The organism is Pelistega indica, from assembly GCF_000506865.1.
Lineage (GTDB): Bacteria > Pseudomonadota > Gammaproteobacteria > Burkholderiales > Burkholderiaceae_B > Taylorella > Taylorella indica.
This window is the reverse complement of sequence record NZ_AYSV01000007.1, coordinates 1-26871: the sequence shown is the minus strand read 5'-3', so window position 1 is coordinate 26871 and position 26871 is coordinate 1. Positions and strand designations below refer to the sequence as shown.

39 protein-coding genes and 1 pseudogene are annotated in these 26871 nt (G+C 39.5%); 10 read left to right on the top strand and 30 right to left on the bottom strand.

What is annotated here, in order from left to right:
* Window positions 1-26: 26 nt before the first annotated feature.
* The 25 genes from V757_RS0113035 to V757_RS16310 form a co-directional block, all read right to left on the bottom strand.
* The gene (locus V757_RS0113035; RefSeq protein ID WP_031274002.1) at window positions 27-491 is read right to left on the bottom strand and encodes a phage tail assembly chaperone; all 465 of its coding nucleotides are present in this window, start codon (window positions 489-491) and stop codon (window positions 27-29) included.
* Entirely contained in the window at window positions 488-922 is a 435-nt protein-coding gene (locus V757_RS16415) for a phage structural protein (protein ID WP_023949026.1), read from the bottom strand. The genes V757_RS0113035 and V757_RS16415 overlap by 4 nt, the downstream gene beginning before the upstream one ends.
* 9 nt (window positions 923-931) lie before the next feature.
* The gene (locus V757_RS16410) at window positions 932-2440 is read right to left on the bottom strand and encodes a DUF3383 domain-containing protein (RefSeq protein ID WP_023949024.1); all 1509 of its coding nucleotides are present in this window, start codon (window positions 2438-2440) and stop codon (window positions 932-934) included.
* A 2-nt stretch (window positions 2441-2442) separates the two neighbouring features.
* Window positions 2443-2889 carry a phage neck terminator protein gene (locus V757_RS16405; protein WP_023949022.1) on the bottom strand — a complete coding sequence of 149 codons (447 nt, stop codon included), beginning with the start codon at window positions 2887-2889 and terminating at the stop codon, window positions 2443-2445.
* A complete protein-coding gene (locus V757_RS16400; RefSeq protein WP_147628811.1) occupies window positions 2876-3247 on the bottom strand; it encodes a hypothetical protein in 372 nt (123 codons plus the stop codon). The genes V757_RS16405 and V757_RS16400 overlap by 14 nt, the downstream gene beginning before the upstream one ends.
* Complete coding sequence (locus V757_RS16395; protein ID WP_023949018.1) at window positions 3234-3662, bottom strand: hypothetical protein; 429 nt, start codon at window positions 3660-3662, stop codon at window positions 3234-3236. Before V757_RS16395 ends, V757_RS16400 begins: the two co-directional genes overlap by 14 nt.
* Window positions 3663-4019, bottom strand: a complete 357-nt coding sequence (locus V757_RS16390; RefSeq protein ID WP_023949016.1) for a DUF4054 domain-containing protein — start codon at window positions 4017-4019, stop codon at window positions 3663-3665.
* Window positions 4020-4029: 10 nt separating this feature from the next.
* On the bottom strand, window positions 4030-4941 hold the full coding sequence (locus V757_RS16385) for a major capsid family protein (protein ID WP_023949014.1): 912 nt from the start codon (window positions 4939-4941) through the stop codon (window positions 4030-4032).
* A gap of 22 nt (window positions 4942-4963) precedes the next feature.
* Window positions 4964-5407, bottom strand: a complete 444-nt coding sequence (locus V757_RS16380; RefSeq protein WP_023949012.1) for a structural cement protein Gp24 — start codon at window positions 5405-5407, stop codon at window positions 4964-4966.
* Window positions 5407-6528 (bottom strand): DUF2213 domain-containing protein, encoded by a 1122-nt coding sequence (locus tag V757_RS16375; protein ID WP_023949010.1) that lies wholly within the window; start codon window positions 6526-6528, stop codon window positions 5407-5409. The genes V757_RS16380 and V757_RS16375 overlap by 1 nt, the downstream gene beginning before the upstream one ends.
* 95 nt (window positions 6529-6623) lie before the next feature.
* Window positions 6624-6980, bottom strand: a complete 357-nt coding sequence (locus tag V757_RS16370) for a DUF2513 domain-containing protein (protein ID WP_023949008.1) — start codon at window positions 6978-6980, stop codon at window positions 6624-6626.
* Window positions 6981-7029: 49 nt separating this feature from the next.
* The gene (locus V757_RS16365) at window positions 7030-7329 is read right to left on the bottom strand and encodes a hypothetical protein (RefSeq protein ID WP_023949006.1); all 300 of its coding nucleotides are present in this window, start codon (window positions 7327-7329) and stop codon (window positions 7030-7032) included.
* A complete protein-coding gene (locus V757_RS28570; protein ID WP_052019175.1) occupies window positions 7329-8606 on the bottom strand; it encodes a phage head morphogenesis protein in 1278 nt (425 codons plus the stop codon). The genes V757_RS16365 and V757_RS28570 overlap by 1 nt, the downstream gene beginning before the upstream one ends.
* A 61-nt stretch (window positions 8607-8667) precedes the next feature.
* Window positions 8668-10011 carry an anti-CBASS protein Acb1 family protein gene (locus V757_RS16360; RefSeq protein WP_023949004.1) on the bottom strand — a complete coding sequence of 448 codons (1344 nt, stop codon included), beginning with the start codon at window positions 10009-10011 and terminating at the stop codon, window positions 8668-8670.
* A 12-nt stretch (window positions 10012-10023) separates the two neighbouring features.
* Window positions 10024-11370, bottom strand: coding sequence for a PBSX family phage terminase large subunit (locus tag V757_RS16355; RefSeq protein WP_023949001.1), 1347 nt, complete (start codon window positions 11368-11370; stop codon window positions 10024-10026).
* Window positions 11357-11797 carry a terminase small subunit gene (locus tag V757_RS16350; RefSeq protein WP_023948999.1) on the bottom strand — a complete coding sequence of 147 codons (441 nt, stop codon included), beginning with the start codon at window positions 11795-11797 and terminating at the stop codon, window positions 11357-11359. Before V757_RS16350 ends, V757_RS16355 begins: the two co-directional genes overlap by 14 nt.
* An 87-nt stretch (window positions 11798-11884) precedes the next feature.
* A complete protein-coding gene (locus tag V757_RS16345; RefSeq protein WP_023948996.1) occupies window positions 11885-12151 on the bottom strand; it encodes a hypothetical protein in 267 nt (88 codons plus the stop codon).
* Window positions 12152-12410: 259 nt separating this feature from the next.
* Complete coding sequence (locus V757_RS27315; protein WP_023948994.1) at window positions 12411-13172, bottom strand: OB-fold protein; 762 nt, start codon at window positions 13170-13172, stop codon at window positions 12411-12413.
* A 363-nt stretch (window positions 13173-13535) separates the two neighbouring features.
* On the bottom strand, window positions 13536-14288 hold the full coding sequence (locus V757_RS28565) for a BRO family protein (RefSeq protein WP_023948991.1): 753 nt from the start codon (window positions 14286-14288) through the stop codon (window positions 13536-13538).
* A gap of 274 nt (window positions 14289-14562) precedes the next feature.
* Complete coding sequence (locus V757_RS16340; RefSeq protein WP_023948990.1) at window positions 14563-14781, bottom strand: hypothetical protein; 219 nt, start codon at window positions 14779-14781, stop codon at window positions 14563-14565.
* Window positions 14778-15212, bottom strand: a complete 435-nt coding sequence (locus V757_RS16335) for a hypothetical protein (RefSeq protein ID WP_023948989.1) — start codon at window positions 15210-15212, stop codon at window positions 14778-14780. Before V757_RS16335 ends, V757_RS16340 begins: the two co-directional genes overlap by 4 nt.
* Complete coding sequence (locus tag V757_RS16330) at window positions 15199-15561, bottom strand: RusA family crossover junction endodeoxyribonuclease (protein WP_023948987.1); 363 nt, start codon at window positions 15559-15561, stop codon at window positions 15199-15201. Before V757_RS16330 ends, V757_RS16335 begins: the two co-directional genes overlap by 14 nt.
* 4 nt (window positions 15562-15565) lie before the next feature.
* Complete coding sequence (locus V757_RS16325; protein ID WP_023948985.1) at window positions 15566-15958, bottom strand: hypothetical protein; 393 nt, start codon at window positions 15956-15958, stop codon at window positions 15566-15568.
* On the bottom strand, window positions 15927-16910 hold the full coding sequence (locus V757_RS27305) for a hypothetical protein (RefSeq protein ID WP_023948984.1): 984 nt from the start codon (window positions 16908-16910) through the stop codon (window positions 15927-15929). Before V757_RS27305 ends, V757_RS16325 begins: the two co-directional genes overlap by 32 nt.
* 242 nt (window positions 16911-17152) lie before the next feature.
* Window positions 17153-17374, bottom strand: coding sequence for a transcriptional regulator (locus tag V757_RS16310; protein WP_023948980.1), 222 nt, complete (start codon window positions 17372-17374; stop codon window positions 17153-17155).
* 105 nt (window positions 17375-17479) lie between these two features.
* On the opposite strand from V757_RS16310, the gene V757_RS16305 reads away from it, so the two are divergent.
* Genes V757_RS16305 through V757_RS16295 form a run of 3 tightly spaced genes read left to right on the top strand, consistent with a single transcriptional unit; the run spans window position 17480 to window position 20019 of the window.
* Window positions 17480-18166 (top strand): S24 family peptidase, encoded by a 687-nt coding sequence (locus V757_RS16305; RefSeq protein WP_023948978.1) that lies wholly within the window; start codon window positions 17480-17482, stop codon window positions 18164-18166.
* Between the two features lie 30 nt (window positions 18167-18196).
* Window positions 18197-19273, top strand: coding sequence for a DUF262 domain-containing protein (locus V757_RS16300; RefSeq protein WP_023948976.1), 1077 nt, complete (start codon window positions 18197-18199; stop codon window positions 19271-19273).
* Entirely contained in the window at window positions 19270-20019 is a 750-nt protein-coding gene (locus V757_RS16295) for an MAE_28990/MAE_18760 family HEPN-like nuclease (RefSeq protein WP_023948974.1), read from the top strand. The genes V757_RS16300 and V757_RS16295 overlap by 4 nt, the downstream gene beginning before the upstream one ends.
* Here the strand turns inward: V757_RS16295 and V757_RS16290 are convergent.
* The 5 genes from V757_RS16290 to V757_RS16270 all read right to left on the bottom strand — a co-directional run bounded on the left by V757_RS16290 (window position 19991) and on the right by V757_RS16270 (window position 23242).
* A complete protein-coding gene (locus V757_RS16290) occupies window positions 19991-21028 on the bottom strand; it encodes a DNA cytosine methyltransferase (RefSeq protein WP_023948973.1) in 1038 nt (345 codons plus the stop codon). The two genes, V757_RS16295 and V757_RS16290, sit on opposite strands and share 29 nt — an antisense overlap.
* Before the next feature lie 167 nt (window positions 21029-21195).
* Window positions 21196-21546, bottom strand: coding sequence for a helix-turn-helix domain-containing protein (locus V757_RS16285; protein ID WP_023948972.1), 351 nt, complete (start codon window positions 21544-21546; stop codon window positions 21196-21198).
* A 123-nt stretch (window positions 21547-21669) separates the two neighbouring features.
* On the bottom strand, window positions 21670-21972 hold the full coding sequence (locus tag V757_RS16280; protein WP_342664067.1) for a helix-turn-helix domain-containing protein: 303 nt from the start codon (window positions 21970-21972) through the stop codon (window positions 21670-21672).
* Window positions 21973-21979: 7 nt separating this feature from the next.
* Entirely contained in the window at window positions 21980-22336 is a 357-nt protein-coding gene (locus V757_RS16275; RefSeq protein WP_023948968.1) for a type II toxin-antitoxin system RelE/ParE family toxin, read from the bottom strand.
* Between the two features lie 495 nt (window positions 22337-22831).
* Entirely contained in the window at window positions 22832-23242 is a 411-nt protein-coding gene (locus V757_RS16270) for a hypothetical protein (RefSeq protein ID WP_023948966.1), read from the bottom strand.
* A gap of 153 nt (window positions 23243-23395) precedes the next feature.
* Here V757_RS16270 and V757_RS16265 point away from each other — a divergent pair, with 153 nt between their 5' ends.
* From V757_RS16265 to V757_RS0113005, 7 genes and pseudogenes are all read left to right on the top strand, one after another.
* The gene (locus tag V757_RS16265) at window positions 23396-23764 is read left to right on the top strand and encodes a hypothetical protein (RefSeq protein WP_023948964.1); all 369 of its coding nucleotides are present in this window, start codon (window positions 23396-23398) and stop codon (window positions 23762-23764) included.
* Window positions 23761-23943: a hypothetical protein gene (locus V757_RS16260; protein WP_023948961.1), complete on the top strand. Its 183-nt coding sequence runs from the start codon at window positions 23761-23763 to the stop codon at window positions 23941-23943. Before V757_RS16265 ends, V757_RS16260 begins: the two co-directional genes overlap by 4 nt.
* A gap of 30 nt (window positions 23944-23973) precedes the next feature.
* Window positions 23974-24930: pseudogene (locus V757_RS16255) on the top strand (YqaJ viral recombinase family nuclease); the annotation flags it as partial.
* Window positions 24931-24944: 14 nt separating this feature from the next.
* Window positions 24945-25820 (top strand): hypothetical protein, encoded by an 876-nt coding sequence (locus tag V757_RS28740; RefSeq protein WP_023948959.1) that lies wholly within the window; start codon window positions 24945-24947, stop codon window positions 25818-25820.
* Window positions 25821-25962: 142 nt separating this feature from the next.
* Complete coding sequence (locus V757_RS28710; RefSeq protein WP_023948957.1) at window positions 25963-26136, top strand: hypothetical protein; 174 nt, start codon at window positions 25963-25965, stop codon at window positions 26134-26136.
* Between the two features lie 5 nt (window positions 26137-26141).
* Complete coding sequence (locus V757_RS16245) at window positions 26142-26429, top strand: hypothetical protein (protein ID WP_023948955.1); 288 nt, start codon at window positions 26142-26144, stop codon at window positions 26427-26429.
* 77 nt (window positions 26430-26506) lie between these two features.
* Window positions 26507-26871, top strand: a 365-nt coding sequence (locus V757_RS0113005) for a helix-turn-helix domain-containing protein (RefSeq protein ID WP_031274007.1), incomplete at its 3' end; no start/stop codon positions are given.

Below are 26871 nucleotides of genomic sequence, written 5' to 3'. Positions count from 1 at the left end.
GTCAACATTACTGCTTGACTGGTTATCTACTTCACCATTGATGAGGGCAGAATATTGATCAGTAATCCACCCCCACCTGAGAAAAAATCGCCAAACTGATATTTCAGTCCCGTAATAAGTACCGTAATCAGGTGACTGCGATATTTATTAAAATGACTATCTAGATCATTACTTAGACGATATGGTTTACCACCATCAATCTGAGCACTGGTGTGCCTCAACACAATATCCTCCATTTGCTTAACCGCAGGATGACCTAAGTTACTAGCTAATGAAGTAATAATAGTTAAGCCAAGACGTTGCTGATTAGCTTTTGCCTTATCCTCATCGTTCAACGACTCATCATCTTCAGACGCTACATTGGTGCTCGAAAAATCAACCGTACTCAATAAACCTAAAGCGATTTTAAGGGCTGACCACGATGCCATAGCATTAGCTGGTGTCATCGTATAAGTAACATTGTCTAGCTCAATTGCATGCGTTTCTGTCATGGGTTAACTCCTTCTTCATGAGTAATGGTCATTTGCTCAAAGACAATTTCCCAAGTATGTGGGTTATGTGCATTACCACGAGTCATTTCTTTAGCTGTGGTGAAATAACCTTTAGTCGCTACTACTAAATCCTCATTAATTAAGTCTTTAACGGTTAAGGTAAAAGGCACAAACGTCTTAATTGAGCGTTTTTGTTGTTGATGTAGACGACTTAGATACTTGTTATCCGCTGAGTGCTGTTTAAGCTTAAGCGTCAATGTACCTGATTCGTCTGGGTTAGCAACAAATACACCTTTGCCATTATTGCCAATCACCATCTGTCCGTTAGGCGAGTTATTCACCACCTTAATTTGGTCTCCACCGTCACCCCAGTCGCTAATCTCACGACCATTCAATAGCACCAGTACTTCTTTTGGGTCAAAAATCTTCATAATTTCCCTCTATCGATTAAAGTTAATGATTACGTCAGAGAAGTGGATTGCACCCGCTAACTTAACCGCCGTTTGAATGGGTGTCGCACGACGTTGTTCACGATCGGAATCACTAAGCGTATCCATTGGTGCTGCCCATACATAGTAGCCCTCGTCCAAGTGGTCTCCAGTCTCTAATTCACCGAAACTATCCCCAGTCCATTTTCCAGGAGCAAAAGCACCATTATTAATACCCTCTAGACATACAGAAATAACAGCATCAATTAATACAGCATTACCTTTATCTGTTAGAGGTAATTTTGTTGGCGACTTATACAGACGAGCAAACACTTCTTTTTGGACAGCATCTTGGAACCAATCTAGAATCACGATTTCATCTGCAAACTTACCACCAATAACCGTCCCCTCAGCAATTAACGGTACATCATCAAAATAGGTGTACACGTTAATACCAAGTCGTTTTGCTTTTTGGTATTCTGTACCTGTTACCTGGTCAGCGGTAATCGTCGGTTGAGTTTTAAACTTCAGCGTTAATGTTGAGTTTTGCGCTGCAAAATTTACTGACAGTAAACGAGCAATAGCAGAATGAGCTGCATATAGATCATCTTTGTCGTAAACAGCCAAAGTATGATCAAGCTGTGCATCAAAGAGTTTCTTTATAATATTGCCTGTTTCAAACTCTAGCTGAGTACTTTTAATAACATTTAGGGCAAATAATTTAACGTTTATTTGTGCAAACTTAGCAACTTCCTCAATTTCTCCATCTGTCAACTGAGCAGCAAAACATAAGCCATACCATGCATTATTGATGTCAAGCAAATTAGTTAAGCTTTCTGCTGGCGTTTCTGCGCTAATATTGATTGAATCTACCCCTAATTGACGCGTTGCCTGCCCATCCTCTAACTTCAACATAGCGCCAATATAGTTACTATCGGCATTACCATATACATAGCCGACTATAGTGTCATCACTTACACCTGATTCGGCAGATGATACGATAAATCGATTACCCGTTTGGTCATAAGTTACTGTATAATTTTTTAACCCCTCTTCATTAATAGCAGTTTGTAACAAACTCGCAATACCATTGAAATCTTGAACCTCTGAGAAGTTAAGATTAGTTATTTTCTTTTCGACACCACCAAGACGTATTGAAAATTGTCCTTGAATAACTCGTTTAAAAACCTCTAAAGAGTCATTTAAACTAGCACCTGTCAATTGGTTAGATGTTGCATTGATAGTGCGTTGTGCCTTATTCCATGCACCAATAACCAACTGTTTTGCTCTTGGTTTTTGCGCAAAGAATGGTTGTGATGCTCGTGCTGTTTCAGAATGAGTACCAAATAACTGTTCTACCTCATTTTGGCTGTTAACATAAACATAACGTGTTTTAGAGTCAGTAAAAGCGTTACCAGACTCTGGGGTCATAAGCAATACCGTACCAAAATCACGTCGAGTAGCTGATTTAGGTACTGTTTGTAGCTGTACATTGACAATATTTGAAATGGATAAGGCCATAATCAATCCTTTGTAATATGTTGATGAATGCTGTTGTTTGTATAAATATCTACTAGTTCAATTGGTTCAAGTGATAGGGTTGTGACATGACTGTGAGTAATATAAACATCAAATTGCCCTCTCTCCTCAGCTGATGCTCCGAGAACATAGGTGAGATTGCGAACATCTGACATATTGATGATTGCTCCACCAATACCTCGTAATCTCTCTCTCACTCGGGTAGCTTGTAATATGCTTTTGAGCTTTAGGGTCATTTCTACCGCATTTTTCCCATAGCATGAAATTGACACCATCGAAATAAGACTAGATTTAACAGTTTCTTTTGCACCATCAAAGACTAGCCTTGATGCTCCAATTTCTTGTTGAGAAACAATATTGACCGTAATAAAGGCTTTACTCTTTAATTCTGGTTGATACTGAGGTACAACCGTGCCCTTAGGTAATGTCAAAACCTCCTGAATCAGGGTGCGCAGTTTCGCTATATCGAACCGCGAGGTAGTGGAAATATCCATAATCACTCCAATCTTCTTTCGTTTTAACTTTGTAATCGTGACCATTAAAAACCACGATATCCCCAATAGCTAAGCTGTCCTTAGTAAAAACCACAATCGTTGGTAGGTAACGCTCTTGTTCTGGCAAGACTTGCATATCGCTAGGTGAAGTCGGTGTGATAATGCCTGTAATTACTTCTGACACATATTCACCATCAAAACCCCATGCGGTATGCTCTCCATACAACCGCTTAACCTCAAACTGACGATTAAACTTACTGGAGTAAATTCGTCCGAGCTGATTAATTCTCATCACGTACTACTCCTGTAATCGATTGTCTGAGCTTGCCTGTGTCAATCAGCGGTTTTGTTGAGCCTTTTCGCTTAATGGTTTCAGGAGCAAGTGCTTTGAAATCACCATTCACAATGTTTTCTTGCACGTCCCCTTTAGCCAACTCAGCAAGCTCGTTCAACGCTTTTTCTGGGTCATTGCCTGTAATCAGCCTATCCCCAAAGAATCTGAAATACTTCGCTTTGTTTTTTACAACGCTAGTCCTCAGAAATGAGCGTTCCGGAATATGTCCGTCTTCACTACCAAACTCATGCACCGCTGCTAAATCGCTCATGCTAAAATCACCGTCCACCTTAGGATTATTCTCCTTTGGTACTCCTACATAAACTGCTTTAGTCGCAAATGCTTCTAGCCTTTTGATTAAGTTTGATACACTCATTTACACCACCATAAAACCAATGCCAACGAGTTTACGTAGCCGTAAGAACTCTTGACCGTAAGCTGTTAGGTGATAGGTCGAGCTATCAGTTGTTGTAGCAGTCGGTGCATAGGCAACAGACAAAGAACCAGCAGTTTCTGATACGACATCTTTCGCTGCAGCTCCACCAGTCTCTTTCGCTTGATTAGCCAATTGAATCAAGTGAGCTGTTAGTGCAAACAGCCCTCGTTTAAATAGCTTTCCCCAACGAGCCTTATCTATTTCAGCATCAGCATCTTCCATAAAAAAACCGACTGCATTAGCGTCGGTATCTTTAAATTCAGGGTATCGCAGTTTAAATTCGTCAACTGTCTGCATAACTCACCTCTTAGTAATCTACATAAATCGCAGATTGTGGCTCTTTAAACGTCACACCACCAAAAGCCATTTGTAAACCAGATTGGAACGAGACTAAACCAACTTTTTCTGCTGTCAGAATAGTAGGCGATTGAGGAACATCAAAGACCACATGTTCCGCATCATTGATGTATGCAATCGCACGTTTTTTGCTCGAACCTGCTGTCGCCAACTTAGCAAAACCACCGGGAAGTGGTTTAATGCTCACAGCCTTACCTGCAGCGCCAGATAAATGTTCTTGTAACCACTGTAACGCCGTTTTCTCTTTATGGTCTTTCTCCAAAAACGCTAAATAAGCGTAGTCATCATACGATATAGCAATGGTATCTGGTGCAGCAATAAGATTCGTTTGGTCAAACACAGCTAAAAACATATCTTTGAACGTAGCAGTTGCCTCATCGTATGTCATTGTGTTAATAGCTTTTTTAATCTTAGCTTCCTGAATGGTAACATCAGGACTATTTAAAAGCCCTTTAACGCCATCTTTACGAGCATGACCGATAAAGGCTACTTTTTGCAATGTCTGTTGAGCATTCAAATTTAATGACTTGATTTTGCTTGTGTCAATAGCAACACCAAATTTAGCTGCTTTCTCAAGCTGATGTAACGTCCAACTTACTGTTTTTAACCAAGGGAATAACGGAGTAGTACGAGAACCAAATTTAATATCCACTTGGTCAAATACCGTTGTATTGATATCAATAATACCGTCGTCTAAATCCCCTGTCACATCACCTGTTAAATGTTGTCGGAAATCCATTAATCGATCAGCACTTGAATCTACGTACACGAATTGAGGAAATACAATCTCAGGGTATTTCGTCATTGAAATGTCTTTACTTACCTGAGTTAGGGCTGTTTGTAGAATATTTAAATGATCCATTCTTATCTCTCTTTATAAAGGGTTATAAACGAGTAATTTCGGCAATATTGCCTACGACTTTAATCACTGTAAAAGGTGTTTCGATAGTAACGCTTTCTTCGGTTGTGCCTTGAATGGTACCTGCGTGTTCACCTACCGCTGTAATATGTACAGTATTACCACACTGAACCGTTTTCTCTGGTGTTACTTCAACAAAAATGCTATCGGCCACACCAATATGCATCACATCTACTGTCTCGCCCTTTTTCTTTTCACCATAAACAATTGAGCGAACCACAACGCCTGCTACTTTATCAGTTAAAGCCGCCAATGCCTGAACACCTCCTTTTTCTGAAAGCGCGACAAAGAGACCTGGTCGCAATGCTGTTTCGCCATCATTTTGGTAAGCAACTGTTTTTGAGTTTGCTAAACCACCTTTGCCCACATCACCAGCTGAGGCCATTGCTGCCATTGTTGCATATGTCATTATTTAGACTCCTTAATGTTATATAAGCTATTAAAATCAATCATCGTGTTTGCTTCTGGCTTTGAATCTGTCACTATTGCTTTACCAACACCTGCATTCACATCCTTTACTGAGTGCTTTTTAGCCACCTCATAAACTGCCGTTACTGCCTCATCACTTAGTGTTTTAAGTGCTTGAGTCTCATATAAACCACTTTCAATAATGGCTTTTTCACGAATAGATCGAGCATTATCGCTATCAACAATTTTGATTGTAGGGAATGACGATTGCGCATCAGCTAAAACTGCACTACGCAATTTTTCCGCATGTCGCTCTGCTTTCTCATCGGCTAATTGTTTACGAAGAGCCGCAATCTCTGAGGCCATATCCGCATCTTTGACTGGTTTTTTCTTCTCTTCGTCACTCTCAGGGTCGTCTTCTGGTTTATCGTCAGACTTTTTCTCCTCAGGTGTACCGTCCTCTGGCTTACCCTCATCAGACGGTACACCAGCTTCTTTTTTCTCTTCCTCTTCAACCTTTTGCTTCTGTTCATCTGACAACTTAATGCCGAATGCACCTAATAAGGTATCTAGAAAGTTCACAGATTTACTCATGTTAATTTCCTTATCGGCCAGTTTTACAGATCCACCGCAACGACCCTTGGCCACAATCGCTACGTGGTTTCCCAACATTGGGGACATTTCAAAATCAGCACATGGATCCGTACTATCTAATAAATCACAATCGTAGCCGCAAGATAGTTCCTCCAGTTGCCCATCCTGAACTAGCTTGATAGCGTCCGCATCGTAAATCCACGCTTCAGCAGTCAGGACATCGCCCTCTCGCTTGACATTACGGATGTTCCCTACTGAGAGTTGTTTCCAGTTCTCCGCACGTACACTGCCAGATGGGTGTCCAATCGTAATCGGCGCACCGTCAAAACTCTTAATCGTCTCATCGCTGAATAACGAGCGCTCTGTACGCGCTACCTTTTTAATTTCCTCTTTCGTGCCAACCGAAAGCTCGGTATCAAGGTAATCAAACACCCCAATGCGAGAAATTGACGCAGGTACAACTAAATAACCATCCCGTGTCATCTTTCGCTGGCTGATGCTTGAATTCGCTTTGTCGTTAAATCTCATCGTTTACCCTCTTACTGATTCTAAGTTGGAAATGACAAAACCCCGATAAAGCGACGAACTCTATCGGGGTTTGATTTTTTTATAAGGTTAAGTGTTTACTTTAGTACTTGAGCTACTAAACCAGACGCTGCAATCTTAATCACTTCAAATGACAGTTCTAATCGTTTGCTCTTAATCAATGTTTTCAGACTATTCCATGTCGAATCATTACGTATCTTATCTAGGAACTCGTGACCGTCCCACGTAAGCGACCGTGCGCCAAAGCATAACTCTCTCGCACTGGAATAATCTATCGCTTCTATCAGCCCTGCACTAAGCAAGAGTTTGAAGTGATATGAGACCATCTCAGCATGATAACCTCTGAACTCATCATCACTCAGGAAACTTTGTGCATCGGCTTTTTCCTCTAACTTCAAGAGTATTTTGCGGATTAAATCCCAGTCTCGTTGCATAGTGTTCTTCCAAAAAGAAAACCGACTATGGCTAGTCGGTTTAGTTATTTTAGTCAGCGGTTTCTAGACTTTCTAAGTGCTTGATTTGCTCTTCTACCGTTAAGTCGTAGTCCTGAGTAATGCGACGATAAAACTCAATCGCGCAAGGATTAGTTCGCAGATGGTAAATTTTTTCAGCAATTTCTGCCTTTGTTGGTTTGTAAGCCTCAGCCTCCGCTAATAACTTCTCATTTTCAGTGAACTGGTTACGCGTCTCTTCTTGCCATCGCTCAATTGAAGAATATCCCTCTAGCTTAGCTAGCTCTCGTTGTCTCTCAATAGGTAAATCTAGAACACTTTCTATTGCCATTATTCAATCTCCATCAGCTCAATGGTAATCACGTTTTTAAAAGAAAACCAAGATGGTTTGTGAACCTTCTTCACAATGAATCGTTTCTCAGATTGGAACAGTACCTCTCGCTCCTGAGGGAACATAGATATTTTTTCAATATCCCTACCATTTTTCCCTCTGATTATAAAGCGAATATTTCCTTTAAAATCCTTAAGCGCATCTATTTTTGATGTACTAGTGAATTGTCTCTCTTTGATTATACTACCGATTTGATAGCTATCCAAGAAAGCTTTTAGCTCCTTTTTAGGAATACGAATATCCCTATAAGTTACACCTTGATATTTAGGCATTTTATCTAGAGCTTTATCCAGTTTACTTGCAACTAGTTTTTGTTGTGCAGTAGCGGTGCCTGTGCGTAACGCTATATTCAAATCCCTATGTAGCGTATTTGTATAAGCCACCAAATACTCCGTTTCAACGAATGATAATCCATACTCTTTCCTAGCAAAACCACTTAGTTGACGAGTATGACTTAAAATTGCAGCGTATGCGCCTTTACTTACAAGAGCTGCTACTTCACTACTCCGTTCCCCTCTCACATCAGGCGTATCATTCACCCCATCGAATATAGCGATTGCTACACACCGACAGTTAATTTCATCTCCAGGATGTCCTGTTGGTGGTGGATCATCGTATGAGAATATCTTGCCGTCATTCGCCATATGCGATTCACGGACTCGCTCATCACCTGAGGTACTCCAACGATACTTAGTAATGCCTAGTTCTTCGTGACGTGCCTGTGTGAGTGCGCTATTCGCTTTTGAGGACTGGTCACGGGCGATTAACCTTGCTCGGCTATCCGTTACGCCACCAATCTCTTTAATCTCTGCGGCAATCTCTTTAGTTAACTTACCAGACGCTAACCCACGAGTCACCGCTGACTGTACTTTATCAAGATATTGCGTAGGGATAGACTTGATTAACTGCACATTAGCTAGTGTCAATCCCTCTAACCGCTGTGCTACCTTACCACCACCAAACACAAACTGTTCAATATCTACACCTATCTGTCGCTTGATGTTATCTGCAACTTCTTGTTGATTCTGCTGGTTAGCTCGAGCAGCAAACTGTTGGGCTAGATTATTAGCTACCTTCTCCGTCCATTCTTGGTTTTCATACTGATTTAGATAAGTCAAAAAAGTACGTACAGAAAACGCCTCTATGCCTTTGTCAGCACTATCCATAAAAAAAGCACCGCTAGATAGTTGCAGTGCTTTTTCAATGTCATCACGCATCTGTTTGACAAAGGATCTTAGTTGCGTGGTGTACCAAAGTTCCGTTCGTTTACTAACCTTTCTATACTTGAACCTCTTCGGTAAACGCTTCCCCACCTTCCTCTGGTTCAGCACCACCTCTTGTAAATTGATGTCCATCTGCATCCTCTTCTAGCATATTAAGGTCATCATCAGTAATCTTGCTAAATAATCCAGACTCTTTAAGCTCGCTCGCTACTTGATGCTCTGTAACAATACCTGCCTGTACTAATGCATTAGCAGCGATTGCAAAGGTATTAAGCACCGTAGCCTTTTGTTCTGCTGTCAGTTCTGAAAGTGGATTAAAATCAAACCACCAATCTGTAGGTACTTCACCTGATACTTGATAAAGAATCAGTGGATCTATCACATCAAACACAGGACGTAAAATAGATTCCTGTAACGAATGAATGCCCTCATGGTAGTTTTGAATATCTTCGGCTCCGCTGGCGAAACCTGCCGCACTCTGTCCAAACAAAATCGTCAAAGGCATATCTGCTGCACCGGCAACTTCACTTCGAAACTCGACAAGCAAATCACGCAATCCACCAAAGGTTAATTCCTTTTGCTCATATTCATTCTCTTTATCAAGTAATAAACTATTGGTTGACGACTTAATCGCCTGAATATGACTCATGGCTTGAGCAATATCATTCTCACGACCAGAACTAAGGGCATTCGTTAATCCATCCATTTTAAAGACATCTACCTTACACTCAGTAATCAAGTCACCAACATTAGCGCCCATCGTCTCGTAGCGCTTGAGGACAGTATAGACAGGCTCAATTGCCGATAATCCAAAAATCTTTTGTTCAGACAAGGGACGGTCAATCGCATTAATAATAATGAGTCGTGAGTGATGCACCCTTACTTTACCCTTAATGGTGTAATAGTCGTAATGCTTAAAATTACTTGATAACACATCATCATTAAGGCTCCCCTCTCCTGACACATCGGAAGGCATTAATATCACTAGTTTTTGGATAGCTTGCGACGCATCAAGAGGCAAGGTAGGATTACGCTCAGTAACAACCAGTAGTGCTACACCACCATAAAGAAGAGACCAGGTTAATGCCTCATTTAACGTAGTCTGTAATTTTAAGCGTCTTTCAATATCCTCAAAAGCCGTCATACTTTGTGCATCTAAATCATTAGACTGTACTTTACGCCATTTACGCGTCATATCATTAGCTTTCTTGGAGCAAATTTTTTGGACAATCCAATTCTGTTCCCACAAATATTCCAGCTCTTTGATATTGTCCGTCAGCGAGCGAGTTTTTATAAACTTTGCCTCTTCAATACGCCCGCCAATTTGACGGTGTAGCATAGCAATACCATCATTTAAGTGCCTTGTGGGGATATGTCCCTTTTTTCGAGTATTTGCCATTTTTTTATTATCCTATAAAACATCCCAGAGACTATTTCCGCCTGCCGTAGGTGCAAAGCACATAATTAAAGCATCCGCTCTGTTTGGTGAGGGGATGCCTCGTTTTTTCATGTCCTTTTTACTTTCAACTTTTACTCTGCCATTATTGTCGTAATCAACTCGCGGCCTAGAAAGCTCTGCTTTTAAATAATCTAAATTAGGTATTGAACTATCTAAACTAATCAATTCATCCACTGGGTATGTATCCCCAAATCTAACAGCACGATAGGTTTTAAAAAAACGGTCTCTCACTGCCCACCACGCTTGCGCCTTGATGTTGCTGAACATATCACCATTCTTCTTGCCTGCCTCATACTCTGAGTCTTTGCGTAATACTTCACCGCCAGCATTAAACCCTATTACCTTCATTTTTGCTGTTCTAGCAAAACGTGCTTTGACACCAGCACCTACACCGATAGAGTCATAGGTCACTTGGTCTGCTCGCTTATCTAGGGCATATTGATGTGCTTTATCTGCACTGAAAATCACATCTCCCTGTGCCCATTCCTCTAAGTCCATCACCACTGACCCATGCGCAAAGCAAACCGCATTACTGTCTTTGCCCTCGTCTGCCACATCAAAGCCGACTACCTTTTTACCTTCAGCTGTAAAACCTAATTTGATGTGAGCATTGACTGAAGCGTTAATCCACTGCGGTTTGATAATCGCTTGGTCGCTATCAGCGATTGGTTGCCCCTCGTAAACGTGTAAGTACAAATCGTAATCACGCTCACGCATTTGTCGCATATCTTCTAGTAATTCAACTGGAAAATACGGGTTATCTTGCCAATTCACCATGACTGATGCACAACGCTCAGGCGGATTAACAACAAATCGTTGATAAGTATCATCCAAGATATTCTTAGGGTTGAAACTCACTATAATCTGTGAATCATCCTCTCGAATAGTCGGAATAAGTACATCCCAACTCTCTTTTGTTACGCTTTCCGCTTCCTCAACCCATACGTAGTTAATCCCCGTCATGGATTTAATTGAAGTAATATTGGATCGTAGACCTGAGAATGTAAAACGGCTCCCATTTCGCCCGACAATCTGTGTTTTTTGCACATCGAAAAAGGCTTGTAACCCTAACATCTCAATCTGATCTGCTAACATCTGAATTACCGAGTCGGCGATTGAGTTTTGGATTTCACGACAGCAAAGCACCCTCACTGGTTGGGTAAATGCTTTTAACACCAAAGCTCGTGCAATATTAAAGCTCTTGCCACTACCACGACCGCCATAAAACACAATAAACCGCCATAAGTCCTCAAAAAGAGGTTTAAATTTGGGCGGAAACTGGATATTAAGTTGACTCATTCCCAAAACTCACATGAATAGAGGTAGGCAAAGGCTTACCCCCACTTTGTAAGTCGATAACTTGCTTGTCTAATCCAAGCAGTTTTGCCTTGCCCATCGTTGCACTAACGGCCCCTGATGATTGTGGTGTTTCAGCCTTCAGTGCTGCTTGTCGAGCTTCTTCAAGTTCAGCAATAAGGTCATCAACTGTTAGCTTATGACGTTCTAGATGTTCTTGCTTGAGTGCATTGACCCTTACCGACACCTTACCGTTTTTTAAAAGTTCAGTAGCTTTTACATTAACAGTGTTTGCTCTCATTTTTGACGCATTATAAGCAAGCCTATAAGCTTCACTCGCATTACCAGTTTCGATATAAGCCTGACAAAACTTTTCCTGTTTAGGCGTTAAACCACGACTAAGCGTGGTCTTAACCTCACTTTTAGCCATGGTTAAACTCCTTTGTTTATAATCAATGTATGTGTGTTATCCATCCAGCAAAACAGCCAAACACTAACATAGGGGGGTTATATGTCATCAATCGTTAGCATCAAGTGCCGTTACGGTTCTACAAAATTCCAATATCCCGACAACATTCAGCGTCAAAACCAACTCAAAGGAAGTGATATCCTCACCTGCGCTTCTTGTGGTGCTAAAGGGACTTACAGCTCCGTCCTTGAACAAGCGAAGCAACAAGCTGTCGATGCGGTCAAGGCTAAGCTCAGGAAACGCTTTAAGTAATAATTCACGAGCCTGCTCAACGAGAAGATGAACATCACTCACTCGAATTTGTAGATTATTCATTCTTGCTCACCCAAATAAAAACCCCGAGAACATGACTTCCCGGGGCTAACTTCCTTCTCTTCACTCGTGGTCAATTTCGCTTACGTTTTCTGTAGACGCAATTATACCAGCCCAAATTGTCGCACTTTCTGTCGCGCTTTTCAAGAAGCAAATGTCGCACTTTTTTAATAACCTTTTGATTTTGAATTGTTTTTTTTATTTTAATCAGCTTCACTTTCGTCAATCCATTGGTGGGGTAATCTGTAAGTATTTAGCTAAATCATCCATTTTCTTTTGCTATTTTTCTATGTTTTTCTTTTGTTAAAGATTTCGTAGACGCATTAAAACATTTCTCATTAACTTCTGTTTTACAAGCGTTCAACCCTCCTGTGGCTTTATAAAAAACTGCGCTTGCAAAAACCACTTCCCTTAGCTGTTCTGGAACATTACTTACGTCATCTTCTACGAGTTTATTAATCTGTTGCATATATTCATCAACAGCTTCTTTAATTAATTTTTCTTCATCTTTTTTATCAAAAAAATAACAATCTTTTAACACAGGGGAACCTGCTACTTCTCCACCCCCCACACACAAAAGCGAGATTTTTTGGCCTTTATTTAAATCAACTACTTTATCAAGTTCATCAGGTCTGAACGAGGCTTGCACCTTGTTAACAGTATATTTTTCTTTTGATTTGAATGATACAACGGGTTCATCTTTAAAATCGCTGCTTATCTTTTCAACAATGCCTGATACAAAAATATTTTTACCTTTATATTTTTTATCTCCTCGTATTTCATTCTGGTCGTAAGTTTTAAGAATTTCTTCAGCATCGGTCTCAAAAGAATAATCAAACCTTTTATCTTTCTTATAGAAATCTCCAAAAGCAGTTTCGCCACCGTCCATATAACTTAATAAGTCATCACTCAATAAAATTTTAGTTAAAGCCAATTCACGTTCCGACGGCAGGTACTTAATTTCATCAGAAATAGCTTGGTTTGAAAACACGAGTAATAAAGTCGAAAGTAGTACTTTTTTCATAATATCGCTCTCCTCCTTGAATTAGTTAAAAATAAGACAGCTTCTATTCAAACATTAGCAGACCACTTTGGAGTAAGTTTAGAATATGCAGAACTTAGAAGAGTCAAAGCCCAAAGGAGATGAATCCTTTGAGCTCTTGGTAAATATTGATTATTGGCGTAATCAATATTTGGGGTTAGTTTTTCACCTACTAACTCAGGCAAACAATCTAGTAAAACCTTAACCATAGATTTTACAAGGTAAGTCTTTTAAAATCTACATTGTTCAGGAACAACTAATCAACGAGGACTCATCATTACCCAATTTTACGTCCTTTCTTCTTTCCCATACTGTATTGTTTGATTAGACTGTAAGACGTATAGTTCACACCGCTACCAACACGCCTTGCGTCGTCTTCCCTGTTCCTAGTTTTAACGGATCAGATGGATTCAACGTAGCGCGCCATTGGTCGTCATCTTTTAATCGTTTTTCCAATTCCTTGCGGAACTCTCGTGCGTGGATAGCCTCGGCTGCTGTATGAAAGTCACCCGGCGTAATGTCTGCCGCAAGAAACATCCGTGCGACGATGTCATAAAAGCTCTCCATATTGACTTTGTAATGTACTCGAGCGTCATAGCAATGTGCGGCATAATTATTGGAGCCAATAGCACGTAGTGGTTTTTCGAGTAAGGCGAGTGTCTCGGACATGTTAAACGCCATTTTCTGCAAACTCTCCAAATCAAGGATATCTTCAACGGACACACTAATGTTGCGCATCGGGGTTGTATAGGTAATCTGTTGCGGTGATGGTTGTGTCTCTTGTGTGTGGTTTTCCAACACATCTAATACCAATTTACGAAATTCTTTGGCGATTTTTGTACGGGCGAACATCGCAATTAAATGTGCGCCTCGTAGGCTAAAAATTCGGGTGGTGGTTTGATAATTTCCTGAGGTGGTCAAATTGACCACCTGAGCCATTTTGTCTGTAAATTCGTCTTGATTACGTGTATAAATCTTAGAAACAGAACGCTCGTCTGAATATCCCAACGCTTGGGCGAGTTGTGCTGATTTAACCCAAATTTGGTTGTCTTGGTCAATGACATCAAATGAAGTTTGATTGAATGTTAATGCTTGCATAACAAGGCTCCTTGTGAAGTTTTAAAACCTCGCCCCGTCTTCCGCCAAGAAGAGGGAGGGGCAAGAACGTACAGGTTGGCGGACTGCTCACAAGGTAACAGCACATCTTACGATGTCCCATACGTTCGCCCCCATAGGAGCGCACAAACAAAAACCACTTAAACAGAATATGTTTAGAGTGGCATTGTGTGCCTTGTGAAAGTATTCAGGCCGCCAAGCCCGACTACAATTGTTTGATGTAGTATTTTCATCATAACCTCATCATTAAAAAAAATCAACTCCATTTGTACTCTGCCCCGCCTCCGAGCTTATCTCGGACTTTAACCTCAATATTGCCCATCTCGGCTAGGCTCTCTAACACCCGCTGCACCTGACGTGTGGTACTACGTCGCTCTCGCTTTTTAGGATTGATATAGTTCACAATCGTTTTCACCCGAAAAGTTTTATGCGGATAGCTACTAAGTAATTCAATCACTTCATCGGCATATTTCAAATCTTCCCTCTCATCTCTACAGTTAACTCCTTTCTGACATTCTCAATCATAAATTCAACAGTTCGTACTGGTACGCCTGTTTGTTTACTGATGGCTATTCGACGTGCTGTTCGGTTTAGCCCACGATAAGTTAAAAATCTATCAACCCACTCGCGACAAATAATGATTTTGACGACCCAATGCTGACGCTTGACGAAACTGGACACAAGGTGATGATGTGGCCAATTAACTGGTGTGTGAGATTGGTTTTCATCGTCTAGCTTAATTTCCTTTTCTACACCAGGCTCTAACACCCCATTCCACTCTTCTTTTGTCGGTCTATAATATCGTTCAGCAGACGCACAAAAGGATGGCTCCTTTGGTCTTGGATCCTCACCGTTGATAAGCTCCCCTCGAGCCCAGTTAATCAGCAAGTCTTCAGCTGTCAGCATCGATAATCACCTCTACAAAACCCTTTTTGTTTGGGTCAATATCTTTACTTATCACTATCGGATAAAACTGCGTATCGTCTATTTCTAACGCTTTTGCAATACCGTCTAAGTGATATTTCATTGCTGATAGTAAGTTGTCCAAATCTCTTTTATGTTTGGTTGGAAAATAAAACATAATGCTTAACGGCACATTTAAGAATGGGTATTTAATCCGTTTGTTTGCTTCCTTTGCTACGTAAAAACCCTCTATTCTTGCTTTCTCTTTAGCCTTTTGATACGTTGCCCAGTGTCTGCCGTTTTTACGGTTAGGCATTAATGCACTATCGGGGAAATTAAAAATCAATTTCATATGATTAATGTACGCTTAGATTTTCCATTAGGACATTTTTTAAGTCCTTTAGCTCTTTAGGCATTGCTGCTCTGTTTACAGGCAATGAAAGCTTAGGCTCATTAGGTGTAACAGTTTCATCACGTGATAATGTTTCGCAAGCTTTTACAAACTGCGGTAATGTGGGCGGCCAGTCGTACATATCAATGCAGTTGTTTAATCCTCGTTTAATCATCTCTAACGTTAGCCCTCTGGTGTTTATCATTTCCGCCCAAACGTTTTTCCAACCGTTGATAGACTCTTCTGTCATGAACATATCAAGCCATTTTTTACCGTACATCATTGCCAAACGGTTAAACAAATGGTCAATAAGTCGGCAATTAAGCTTAGAGTGAAATTGAAACATGTTGATTGTCATTTTGTTGCTCCTGATGGATAACGTCTGTTACGTCAATAAAATTACAGTCGGTTATGTTTTTAGTGTTCCGAAACCCATTGTTTGCTGCGGCTAACGCATCAAATTTTTTGAATTGTTGTGCTTTAGGTTGTTGCGATGTGACGTTTTTCTGTTCGTTCAATATTCTCCGAACAACACCCAAAACGTACGCCCAAGAGCTTTTGCCATTCTGCTTTGCTATCGGCACAGCATCGACAAAATGCTGCATAGACGCCCCTTTAGCGATAAGGTCATCAAGCCCTTGATGTCCAACAGCATCAATCCCTTCACTTCGGCAATAGGTCGTAATGGCTGCTCTAGCTTTGACTTCTGTTGGTAGTTCAATTCTTTCGGTTTCGTTCTCAACCTGCTCATTTTTTGAAACAAAAACAGACAGCCCATCTTTCCCATTCATGGACTTTTCTTTTTTGTTTGTTTTTTCTTTTATATCTGTATCTGTATCTGTATCTGGGGGCGTTACTGTAACGTTACATGCTCGTTTCTTTTTTACTTCTGTAACAATGTTATTTTTTTCAGCATTATCAGTCACTATTTTTTTACGTTCACGATGTCTTCTAACTCGCTCCAGGCTTGAATCTGAGACATATTGTCTCTTATTCCAATTAAGAATTTTCCAGCCCTCATCAATAAAGCCTTTTTCAATAAAAAGAGCTTTTGTTTTCCTCAATTCTTCATCAGAAATTCGTAAAACGAAGGCTATTTTTTCATCCAATTTTGTTTCATGTAACGTTAAATTTGTTTCATGTAACGCACCATCCGTTACTTGTAACGTTTCATGTAACGTTACAAGCTCACCAGAACATTGCAAGCAAAAAAGCATCACTAATCTTCTTTGCATGGCTTCGCTCATCATCTGTACTTTTGGATCATTGGCAAATTCTGCATACAACCTAAACCATGGATTTTTTATCATAAACCCACCACCAAATTTAAATTCATTTATCGCCCCTAGTTGTCCCTGACAGACCCTGCCAATAAGTCACGATTTGGATTAAGCTGACCATAAACGTGTTTTCGCAGGATCTTTCTTATGTATGTACTCAGAGCCTCTTCACCCTCTAAGGCAGCCAGCTCTTTTAAAGCCGCTTTAAGCTTCTCACCCAAATGGATCTTTATGTCTTCTGTACACTTCTCTCTTCTCGCCATGATCAACCTTTATTTAGTTGATGTACGGAGAATAGACCAATCCACATCAGGTCTTAGATCCTCACACCGTACCAATCCGTTTGTGGCTTTTTCGATGTCAGGACAACGCTCTGCTGGCACTTGGCGACGACCTAAAGCCCAACGACTAATAGCAATTGGTTTGATATTTATTGCCTGAGCAATTTCTTTGATTTTTCCTCGTTTTTGCTTCACAAACTCTAACAAAGTCATTTTTTATCCTTAGGGTTTTGATTTTTATAATATTAACCTTTTTGGTTTTTAAAGTAAACCATTTTATATAATTTAAATAGTAACCTTTTTGGTTAGAATATTCACATGAAACTTAAAAATGAAATCCGCTTAGAGAACTTACGAGCCCTAATTTCAGAAGCAGGCAACCAAGCCAAACTTGCTGAATTGATCGGTGTTGCGCCTAGCTATATCAACACGCTTACAAAACAACGAATTGATAACGCCACAGGCAAATCAAAAGGTATTGGTGAGGCAACGGCTCGCAAACTAGAAACCGCCATGAGCAAGCCTTTCGGATGGCTAGACCAAGATCATTCTTATGATGAATCTGTTAAAGATGGTTATATAGAACTTGAGTATTACGATATTCGCTCTAGCGCTGGTCCTGGTAGCGTGGTTGATTACGTCCCTGCGATTAGTAAAATGCTAGTACTGGAAGACTGGGCAAGAGAATATCTAAAAACTATCGAGCCTAAAAATATCAGAATCATTAACAATAAAGGCGTTTCAATGTACCCAACTATTAACGATGGGGATTTATTGTTTGTCGATATTTCATGCAATCGATATGATGGCGATGGTATTTATATCATTCTGGATGATGAAGAATTAAAAACCAAAAGACTAATTAAAGAGGACGGTATTATCCGTATCATCAGTGACAATCCTTCTCCTGCTTATAAAGAAAAAACCGTTAGTGCTAAAAACCAACATACGTTAATGATTTGTGGAAAAGTACGACGATATTTTGCGTTGAAAGATGCGACTTAATTTTTATATGAAAGTAAGAAAGGATGGAATATGAGAAAAAGAAAAAACCGAAATACTGTAGACAAGGATAAAATAGAAAAGCAAATAGACTTCCATGAGAAAGCTATTGACTATTACATCACGGACTACAGTATTGAACTTCTGGTTCAAAAGGTCAAGGTTGGGGAAATTACAATCCCTGAGTACCAACGAAAGAATATATGGGATATTCCTCGTAAAAGTAAGTTCATTGAATCGGTACTCATTGGTTTGCCTATTCCTTTCTTATTTTTCTGGCAAGATCATAAAACAGGGAATATGGATGTTATAGATGGCGCACAACGATTAACAACCCTTCGAGAGTTTATAGAAGGGGAATTGACCTTAAAAAAGCTAGAAAAGCTAACGGATTTGAATGGTTGTAAATATACGGATCTTTACGAAAGTAGGAGAAAAATATTTAAAAACAGACCTATTAGAGGGGTAATTCTTAGCAATAAAACAGACAAGGAAGCTCGTCTTGATTTGTTTGAGCGATTAAATACGGGCAGCGTAATTGCAGAACCTGCGGAAATTAGAAGGGGATTATTACAAGGACCTTTTTATTCTCTTGTTGAGGAATTAGCACAGGATAAAACATTTAATAAATTAGCGGGTATCTCAATCCAAAAACAACAAAAAGCAGAAAGAGAAGAGTTCATCACCCGATTTTTTGCATATGCTGACGGTTTGGAAGAATATAAGAACGAAGTTAGGAAATTCACATTTGACTACACAGATAAGATGAACGAAATTTTACAGAACACCCCTAATCTAGCAGATAAGTACAAAAATGACTTTAAAACTATCATGGACTTTTTCCAACAAAAATATCCTATAGGATTTAGGAAAGGAGGAAAAGGAGTAGCTTCTCGCACCCGATTTGAGGGAATGGCAATATCAGTTTATATCACATACAAAGAACACCCTAAAATATTAGACAAAATCACTCATCAAGATTGCGTTGACGTATTTGAGAGTGAAGAGTTTATACAAATTGCGGGGAGCGATGGAGCAAATACTAAGAGTAAGTTGTGGGCAAGGCTGCATTATGCTAGAGATAAGTTCAAAGAGAAATACGTAAAATGAAATCTGTACGAAACTTGATGTCAAACAGAGAAACAGAAATAAACGCTTTCTTTGATTTGCTTGATTTTATGCACCAACACAATAAACGAGGACTTCCCACAATATTTTCAAATGAAACTTCAGAGAACCCAGCCACTTTTAATTTAGAAAGTCAACATCTTCATATGTTGACAGCGACTGCATACTTGCTACTATACAATTATGTTGAAGCAGTAGTAACTCAATGCTTAGAAGCACTGAGTAAAAAAATTAAAACCGAACAAAAATCTATCCTTGAGTTTACGGAAACCATTCAGAAGGAGTGGGTCGTACAAAAAATTTTACCTAACGATCAAAGTATCAATGTGGAGAGAATAATAACAAGAATCATAAACGAATTCAAGACAATTCATTCTCAAATAGATGACTTAAAAATATCAAAGGGAGGAGGAGGAAACTTTGACAATGAAGCAATTCATAAGCTCTGTGACCGACTTTGCATAAATTTTAAAACATCAAGAAAGATATCGGAGAATTTACACAGGTACAAGGATTATGCATTCTCGGAGAAGAAAATGTCATTCATGAAAGAAGTCAGAGATTTCAGGAATAAATTGGCACATGGAGAGTTGTCATTTATGGAGTTAGGAAGGAATTGCCAAATAGATAGGCTAAATCACACAAAACAAGTTATCTTCGACTACATGGAGTCTTTCATTGACTCAGTAGAATCACATATTAATGAAAAAGGCTTCTTGCAAAGCTGATACCAACTACTTCTCCCAGCCTCACAGGAACGGCATTACCAATCATGCGACTAATCGCGGTATTGTTGGGCTGCGACTTCGTAACATCGAAAAACTGATAATCTCTAGGGAAACTCTGAAAAATTGCAGCCTCTCTCAAAGATATGGCTCTATCTTGTTCAGGATGACCGAACCGACCATTACCAAAACCAATACACAGCGTTGTCATTGTCGGTGCAGGCTTGTCCCATTCCATACGTCCATAGACACCACCATACGTTTTTCCTGATGACTTTTTATGGCAGTTGGCAACTAACTCTTCTGGCCAATCTTTCCAAGACCCTCCTGGAACAGAGACTTTGATACGCTTTAAATTTAATTCACTAAGCGCTGCACTACGATGCAGTAAGTCAGAAGGATGTGTCTGTCCTGCTTCAATGTTAGGCAAGTTACCAATAGCGTCTCTAACAGTCACATGTTTATCCTTGTGTGTAGGAGCAATAAGCTCAACCTTACCAATACGCGATGCCAGTAACACATGTCGTCGGCGCATTTGAGGTACACCATAATCGGCACACAGTACAGCTTGTGCCCATACCTGATAACCTTGTTCTTCTAAGTTTTTGACAAAATCATGATATACCTCATGTTTAGTCACATCAGGAACATTTTCCATCGTCACTAGCTCAGGCTTAACCTCTCTAATTAATCTAGCAAAAGCATACAGCAAAGGCCACTTTTTATCACTTTTCATATCTTTCCCCTGGTTATAGGTAGAAAACGGCTGACATGGCGCGCATCCTGCTAACAAGCGAATAGCTCCTTCACTATAGTGGGCTTCTATTTCTTCTTTGGTTACTTGCTGTACATCTTTGCAGATAAAGGCTGCACCCTCGTTATTTGCTTCATAAGGAAATTGACAGGCAGACTCAATATCATAGCCAGCCTTAACTTGGATATGAGCTTTCAGTAAACCTGCGGTCAAGCCGCCCACCCCACAAAATAAATCTACAGCCTCTACACGATGCATAAGGAATCTCGTAAAAAACATACCAGCATAATACTAATATAATGCCAACATCATACTAATATTTTACTAAATTTTTACTAAAAACTCGATACCCCCCAGCGATTTTTATTTTTTACTGCAGGAGTTGTTGATTACACCGTAACTGTCACACCGTAAAAGAGAAATTGCTAAGCCAACTCCATCACTAAATCAGGGTGCTTGTCTAATAGCTGAATAAGTTTAAAGGCAGCACCGCTTGGATTGCGTTGTCCTTGTTCCCAAGATTTTAAGGTATTAACGGAAATTCCTAGGCGTTGAGCAAACTTACTTTGTGATAGCCCTACTTTATGACGAGTGTGGGCGATAGGCGACACCTCAACTACGGTTTTACGAGCAAAACGCCCACTCTTGGCTTCTAATAAGGCTTGGCGTAAGCTCTCTTGGTGGTGTTCCATCTCTGGGTCATCTCTCACCACGGCTTGCAGCATTGCATCAATATCCCAGTCTTTTGTGGCTTCTTGAATTTGTTTCTTAAGCATTTTTACGCTCCGAAAACAGACTCCGCATAAAAAGGAGTCACTACAGACTTTTTATGTTTTTGTTCTGCTTGCCAGAGGTCATAATCCAATTGCATTTTTAGCCATGTTTCAGCTTTAAAAAGCTTAAATACTAAACGTACGATTATCACCTGTTGGCATAGTAACAGTAAGGCTTAACTGCCCTCCCATCGCTTCAATATAACGTTTTAGCGTTTTAAGTTTAAGCTCAGCCCCCCTTTTCTCTATTTGTGTAATAGCAGGCTGGGAGATACCTAATTGTTTCGCTAACTCTTTCTGAGAAAGCGAAATCTCTTCACGTAATAGCGCAAGCCCTGTTTCTAGTATTAACTGTTCAGCTCCTTCTTTAATGCGCTTTTGACTTTCTGCTGATTGTTCTGCAATAACCTGTTGTAGTGTTTTCATCATACAACCCCTATAAATTTTCCAAATAACTTTTAAACTCTTGATCCGCTATTTTTATCATTTTCTTATAAAACTGTTTTTCTTTACCTGTTTTATCCCCTGCGCACAAAACAATCGCTTGACGCAATGGGTCAAAGGCATAAAACGCTCTAATTGGACGACCTCGATACTGCACTCTAAGCTCTTTCATATTCGGGTAAGTGGACTCTTTAACGGTATCTGCATAAGGCCTACCTAATAAAAAACCGTATTTTTCTAAATTCAGCAAATGAATTAAAACAGTCTCTCTTAATCCATTTTCTTGCTCATTTAACCAGTCAGAAAAACAATCCGTAAAAATTACCGTCCACTGTTTCGTATTAGTCATTTTATTACCTGTGTTCTATTTAACTCATTATATAAGCTACAGATTATATTTTCAAGTTTTCAATTACTAATATTTCTATGTTTTGTTGCTACATTACATTTATTTACAAAATAAATAATCCATATTGGTTATTTTTATATTTACTTTTATAACCTTTTTGGTTAATATTATAACCATAACGAACGGCACAAGATTGTCGGACTATCGGAGCCACCCAGAACGGGACAATGATAGGGCTGAAAACAGGAATGTGATTAGGTAGTGTAGGTTAGAAGCGTGGTTAAGTCTCACGGAGTAGCTAACCGTTAACACTTAAGAGCTTTCTGGCGAGAGTTTTTAAGTGTTTTTAATAATCAAAAGGTATGATGAGTGTCTACCATGAATAACCTACTCTTCCGTTTTTTAATTATTGCCCAAAGCTGTATAACAGGTTATTTACTTATCTCACAGATTTGGTGGTTATTTTTCGACTATTCACGGTTTGATGAGAAAACTTTAATTATTGGTTTTTTGATGGCTTTGTTGCTCTGCCAACTGATTTTCAAGCGTCGTTAATCGTTTTTCTAATTCCTCGTATTGTTTATGCATAACTTCCTTGGCATCTGACGAAAAGATTTCCGCCAATTCAATACGATAAGCATTCAGTATAAGAATGAGCATAATAATTTCTTCCCAAGAAGGATTCGCTCTAGACTGAATCAGAAAAACCATTATAGCGACTGGAAAAGCCCAGTAAACACATAAAAACGCAATTCTTATAACTGGGAAAAGAAAACTACCCAAAAGCCTATGGAAAAACGTTCCTACTGAATCGTTTACCAATTTTTTTTGCTCTTCTGATAACCAGCTGGCAATGAAGCTTAAAAAAGCCAAAAGAGTACCAGCCCACAGCAATACATCACCCATAAGATACCTCGCTTATAAAAAGATTCGACACCTTAATTATATGCGAGTAAGCGTCACCTGCTTTAGTGGTGAGAAAGCTGGGGCTGACCAGCACCTTTAACACCTAGCCCTACCACAAATATTTATGTCGGTCACTTATAAGGAACCCACACCATGGACGCAGAAACAAGATATTACGATGATCTACTAGAAAAGCACTTAATCGGCTGTGGTTACACCATCGATATTCAATACGATGAAATATTCGAAGCCCTGGCCGACGCTATTGAGGATGATGACAACGAATTTCTAGGTGTCTCAATTAATGATTGGATAGATATTATTCTGAACGACGCATCAGAAAAACGATCAGATCAATTCTGTGATTTATGGAATTTATCAACAAAAGACGCTCACTACTTTGTGGCCCATGTCGTCTTACCTGAAATTCAAAAGGATCTATACAGTTTTATCGAAAAACTATTCGATGACGACCTAACCCCTGAGATGGAATATTTCGTTAAAAAGGAATATTTAAAATGAAAAAATTTTGGAACTGGCTAACGTCAGATTTTGATAATGGCTACGACAACGATCCAATGTGGCCCACGTCATTTAAAGACTTCTTAATTTTAGTAGCTGGTGGTTTGATTACTATCAGCTTTTTTTATGGCATTTATGCCGCACTGTTTTTACTTGAATGTTTTATTTATGGAGCTTAAATACTTATGTTAAGTTGAGAAGAATGGCTACAAGCTAGAAAAAAAGGGATTGGTGGCTCAGATATCGCTTGTTTAGTCGGACAGAACCCATACAAAACAGCCTTTGAACTTTGGCACGATAAGATGTCTACAGAACAAAAAGAGTTTGATGAAGACTCTAAAGAGCGTATGTATTGGGGGATTGAGTTTGAGAACCTAGTCGCACAACGTTATGCTAAGGACAAAGACGTTAAAGTACAACGTATTAATACGATGATGCAGCATAAAGATGTGCCAATCGCTTTAGCTAATATCGACAGGGCTATCGTTAAACCAGGATCTAGAGTACGTTGGTGTGATAAGACCCATCAATTGATTGGTGCAGATAAGTTACTCGAAATTAAAACAGCCCATGCCTTATCAATTAATAGTGATGATTGGGGTGAGGAAAATACCGACGAAGTACCTATTAACTACTGGTATCAATGCATGTGGTATATGGGTATAACTGGTGTACATACTTGTGACCTTGCTGTGTTATTTGGTGGCCAGCGTTTTAAAGTCTATACGATTGAATATGATGATGAGATTTTTAACGCCTTACTTAAACGAGCAAAAGAATGGTGGTATAAACATATTCTCACCGGTATTGCGCCAGATCCACACGATGAAGCCGAAGCCAAATTAAAGTGGGCTAAATCCTCACCTGGCAAAGAAACTATTGTAGGCACAGATGTTGCAGAATTAGTTAATCAGCTAAAAGAAGTTAATAGTAAGTTAGCGATTTTAGAGGACGAAAAACAATCTATTAGAGACAGACTCGTTCCTATGTTAGAAGATGCTGAAATCATCACGTATCAAGGCGAAAAAATCGCTACTTACAAATCAAACAAAGACAGTACCGTGACAAATTGGAAAGAGGCTTACTTGTCACTTCACCCTACCCCTATACACATTGAGCAATTCCAAAGTATCAAACATGGTGCTCGTGTCTTACGTATCAATTAATGAAAGGATAGACTATGTCAGAATTAATTCTAACTGGAAGCAAAGGCTTACAACCTACAAATATCAATGAAGCAATGCAATTGGCTGATATGTTGGCCAAATCATCCATTGTCCCTAAAGAATATCAAGGTAATCCTGGTAACGTCTTTGTAGCTATGCAATGGGGGGCTGAAATTGGACTAGCTCCAATGCAAGCCGTGCAAAATATCGCTGTAATCAATGGACGACCTAGCATCTGGGGAGATGCAATGCTTGCTTTAGTTCGTGGTAGTGGTTTACTGGAATATATTCATGAAAATCCAACAGATACTGGATGTACAGTTAAAGTAAAACGAAAAAATGAAGATGAAGTCGTCAGAAGTTTTACTCAAGAAGATGCTAAAAAAGCAGGCTTATTAAGTAAACAAGGTCCATGGACAGCCTATCCTAAACGAATGATGCAAATGAGAGCAAGATCCATTGCTTTACGTGATGTATTTACAGATGTTTTAAAAGGCATTCATTCAGCAGAAGAAGCAATGGATATGCCTAGCGAACGTGATATGGGTGAAGTTGACGAGGTTAAATCCGAAGAAAAGCCTACTAAAAAATCACGTAAAGCATCTGCAGCTGCCGCTTTAGCTATTGAAGATAAGACTCAAGAACAATCCAATAATACGATCCCTGCTGTTGATTTTCAGGTGTTGATGACTCAATTCCAAACAGCTGGTACTGTCGAAGAATTAAATGCTATTGCGGATAATGCTAAGCACTTAACAGATGAAGGGCATAAAGAAATATTAAGAGGTAAATACAAAGAACGTCTTGCTGAACTAAAAAACCCTCCTCCAGTAATTGATGAGGATGGTGTTGTTTATGCACCGGAAGACGCTACAGAAGATATTTTCTAATTAGTCAAAACTTTTTTAGGTACGTTCAACGCAAAAATGGTTGGTTAAAAGTCAAAATTAAAATTTTTTATAACTTTTATTTTAAATATTTGCTAAACTAACCATATTGTTTACTTTGAAGTAAATATAGGAGGTCACCACAATGCGAACACTATATCCAGTGAAAGAGCGTTATCTCTCCCCAAAAGAGTTTTTAAAAGAGGCAAATAATAGCAACATTGAGCGGACTACGTTTATTCCACCCAAGATTGGTGGAAGTGGCTATGGTCGCTTTCATATTGTGTATAAAACCCCTCAACTTGTTCCTATTCGCTAATAAACATGAGTGACCATAGACCGCCACAAACCCAACTCGTTGAAACTGTACGAGATTTGATTAAAACACAACAAGTTACTCAGGCTATCAAAGAAAAAGAGCTTGATATTGAACTTGAACGAATTCGCTCAAACGAGAAAATCGCTCTAGAGAGCATTAATGCACAGAAAGGCGATCGCAATGAGCAAATCCAGGCGATATCTTCTCTACATTTACAGCGAAACGTTTTGATTGGTTTAGGTATTGTATCTGCTGTAGTAATTATTATTTGTAGAAGTTCAGACCAAATCTGACAAATGAGTTGCAAAAAAGAGAGTTTCCCGTTTGAATAAGAGGTGCGAATCTTTTAAACAAACAAAAGGAAACTCTCATGTTACATACTACCAATAATGTGATTAAACATAAAGCAGGACTGCTTAATTTAGCAGAGCAATTAAAAAATGTGTCGCAAGCATGCAAAATTATGGGCGTATCGAGGGATACATTTTATCGCTATAAAGAATTGGTTGAAGAAGGCGGTATAGAGGCACTCATTGATCGTAATAGACGGGTGCCTAACCTTAAAAATAGAGTGGACGAAGCCACTGAGTTAGCGGTGATAGAGATGGCGATTCATTATCCTGCCTATGGTCAACTAAGAATTAGCAATGAGTTGCGTAAACAGGGAATATTTGTATCACCTAGTGGTGTTCGTTCCGTTTGGTTGCGGTCACAACTTGGAAGAACTTTACCAAA

Bases quoted from the DNA above. Each gene is read 5' to 3' on its own strand.
- V757_RS16325 (WP_023948985.1), bottom strand. From the start codon at position 15,958: ATGACAATCAACATGTTTCAATTTCACTCTAAGCTTAATTGCCGACTT.
- V757_RS16355 (WP_023949001.1), bottom strand. From the start codon at position 11,370: ATGAGTCAACTTAATATCCAGTTTCCGCCCAAATTTAAACCTCTTTTT.
- V757_RS16260 (WP_023948961.1), top strand. From the start codon at position 23,761: ATGAAAAAATTTTGGAACTGGCTAACGTCAGATTTTGATAATGGCTAC.
- V757_RS16305 (WP_023948978.1), top strand. From the start codon at position 17,480: ATGAAACTTAAAAATGAAATCCGCTTAGAGAACTTACGAGCCCTAATT.
- V757_RS16365 (WP_023949006.1), bottom strand. From the start codon at position 7,329: ATGGCAATAGAAAGTGTTCTAGATTTACCTATTGAGAGACAACGAGAG.
- V757_RS16380 (WP_023949012.1), bottom strand. From the start codon at position 5,407: ATGACATATGCAACAATGGCAGCAATGGCCTCAGCTGGTGATGTGGGC.
- V757_RS16295 (WP_023948974.1), top strand. From the start codon at position 19,270: ATGAAATCTGTACGAAACTTGATGTCAAACAGAGAAACAGAAATAAAC.
- V757_RS16395 (WP_023949018.1), bottom strand. From the start codon at position 3,662: ATGAGTGTATCAAACTTAATCAAAAGGCTAGAAGCATTTGCGACTAAA.
- V757_RS28565 (WP_023948991.1), bottom strand. From the start codon at position 14,288: ATGCAAGCATTAACATTCAATCAAACTTCATTTGATGTCATTGACCAA.
- V757_RS16265 (WP_023948964.1), top strand. From the start codon at position 23,396: ATGGACGCAGAAACAAGATATTACGATGATCTACTAGAAAAGCACTTA.
- V757_RS16360 (WP_023949004.1), bottom strand. From the start codon at position 10,011: ATGGCAAATACTCGAAAAAAGGGACATATCCCCACAAGGCACTTAAAT.
- V757_RS27305 (WP_023948984.1), bottom strand. From the start codon at position 16,910: ATGATAAAAAATCCATGGTTTAGGTTGTATGCAGAATTTGCCAATGAT.
- V757_RS16350 (WP_023948999.1), bottom strand. From the start codon at position 11,797: ATGGCTAAAAGTGAGGTTAAGACCACGCTTAGTCGTGGTTTAACGCCT.
- V757_RS16280 (WP_342664067.1), bottom strand. From the start codon at position 21,972: ATGATGAAAACACTACAACAGGTTATTGCAGAACAATCAGCAGAAAGT.
- V757_RS27315 (WP_023948994.1), bottom strand. From the start codon at position 13,172: ATGAAAAAAGTACTACTTTCGACTTTATTACTCGTGTTTTCAAACCAA.
- V757_RS16285 (WP_023948972.1), bottom strand. From the start codon at position 21,546: ATGCTTAAGAAACAAATTCAAGAAGCCACAAAAGACTGGGATATTGAT.
- V757_RS16245 (WP_023948955.1), top strand. From the start codon at position 26,142: ATGAGTGACCATAGACCGCCACAAACCCAACTCGTTGAAACTGTACGA.
- V757_RS16385 (WP_023949014.1), bottom strand. From the start codon at position 4,941: ATGGATCATTTAAATATTCTACAAACAGCCCTAACTCAGGTAAGTAAA.
- V757_RS16290 (WP_023948973.1), bottom strand. From the start codon at position 21,028: ATGCATCGTGTAGAGGCTGTAGATTTATTTTGTGGGGTGGGCGGCTTG.
- V757_RS16300 (WP_023948976.1), top strand. From the start codon at position 18,197: ATGAGAAAAAGAAAAAACCGAAATACTGTAGACAAGGATAAAATAGAA.
- V757_RS28710 (WP_023948957.1), top strand. From the start codon at position 25,963: ATGCGAACACTATATCCAGTGAAAGAGCGTTATCTCTCCCCAAAAGAG.
- V757_RS28740 (WP_023948959.1), top strand. From the start codon at position 24,945: ATGTCAGAATTAATTCTAACTGGAAGCAAAGGCTTACAACCTACAAAT.
- V757_RS16390 (WP_023949016.1), bottom strand. From the start codon at position 4,019: ATGCAGACAGTTGACGAATTTAAACTGCGATACCCTGAATTTAAAGAT.
- V757_RS16335 (WP_023948989.1), bottom strand. From the start codon at position 15,212: ATGCTGACAGCTGAAGACTTGCTGATTAACTGGGCTCGAGGGGAGCTT.
- V757_RS0113035 (WP_031274002.1), bottom strand. From the start codon at position 491: ATGACAGAAACGCATGCAATTGAGCTAGACAATGTTACTTATACGATG.
- V757_RS16370 (WP_023949008.1), bottom strand. From the start codon at position 6,980: ATGCAACGAGACTGGGATTTAATCCGCAAAATACTCTTGAAGTTAGAG.
- V757_RS16270 (WP_023948966.1), bottom strand. From the start codon at position 23,242: ATGGGTGATGTATTGCTGTGGGCTGGTACTCTTTTGGCTTTTTTAAGC.
- V757_RS16410 (WP_023949024.1), bottom strand. From the start codon at position 2,440: ATGGCCTTATCCATTTCAAATATTGTCAATGTACAGCTACAAACAGTA.
- V757_RS28570 (WP_052019175.1), bottom strand. From the start codon at position 8,606: ATGCGTGATGACATTGAAAAAGCACTGCAACTATCTAGCGGTGCTTTT.
- V757_RS16330 (WP_023948987.1), bottom strand. From the start codon at position 15,561: ATGAAATTGATTTTTAATTTCCCCGATAGTGCATTAATGCCTAACCGT.
- V757_RS16345 (WP_023948996.1), bottom strand. From the start codon at position 12,151: ATGAATAATCTACAAATTCGAGTGAGTGATGTTCATCTTCTCGTTGAG.
- V757_RS16375 (WP_023949010.1), bottom strand. From the start codon at position 6,528: ATGAGATTTAACGACAAAGCGAATTCAAGCATCAGCCAGCGAAAGATG.
- V757_RS16415 (WP_023949026.1), bottom strand. From the start codon at position 922: ATGAAGATTTTTGACCCAAAAGAAGTACTGGTGCTATTGAATGGTCGT.
- V757_RS16310 (WP_023948980.1), bottom strand. From the start codon at position 17,374: ATGACTTTGTTAGAGTTTGTGAAGCAAAAACGAGGAAAAATCAAAGAA.
- V757_RS16275 (WP_023948968.1), bottom strand. From the start codon at position 22,336: ATGACTAATACGAAACAGTGGACGGTAATTTTTACGGATTGTTTTTCT.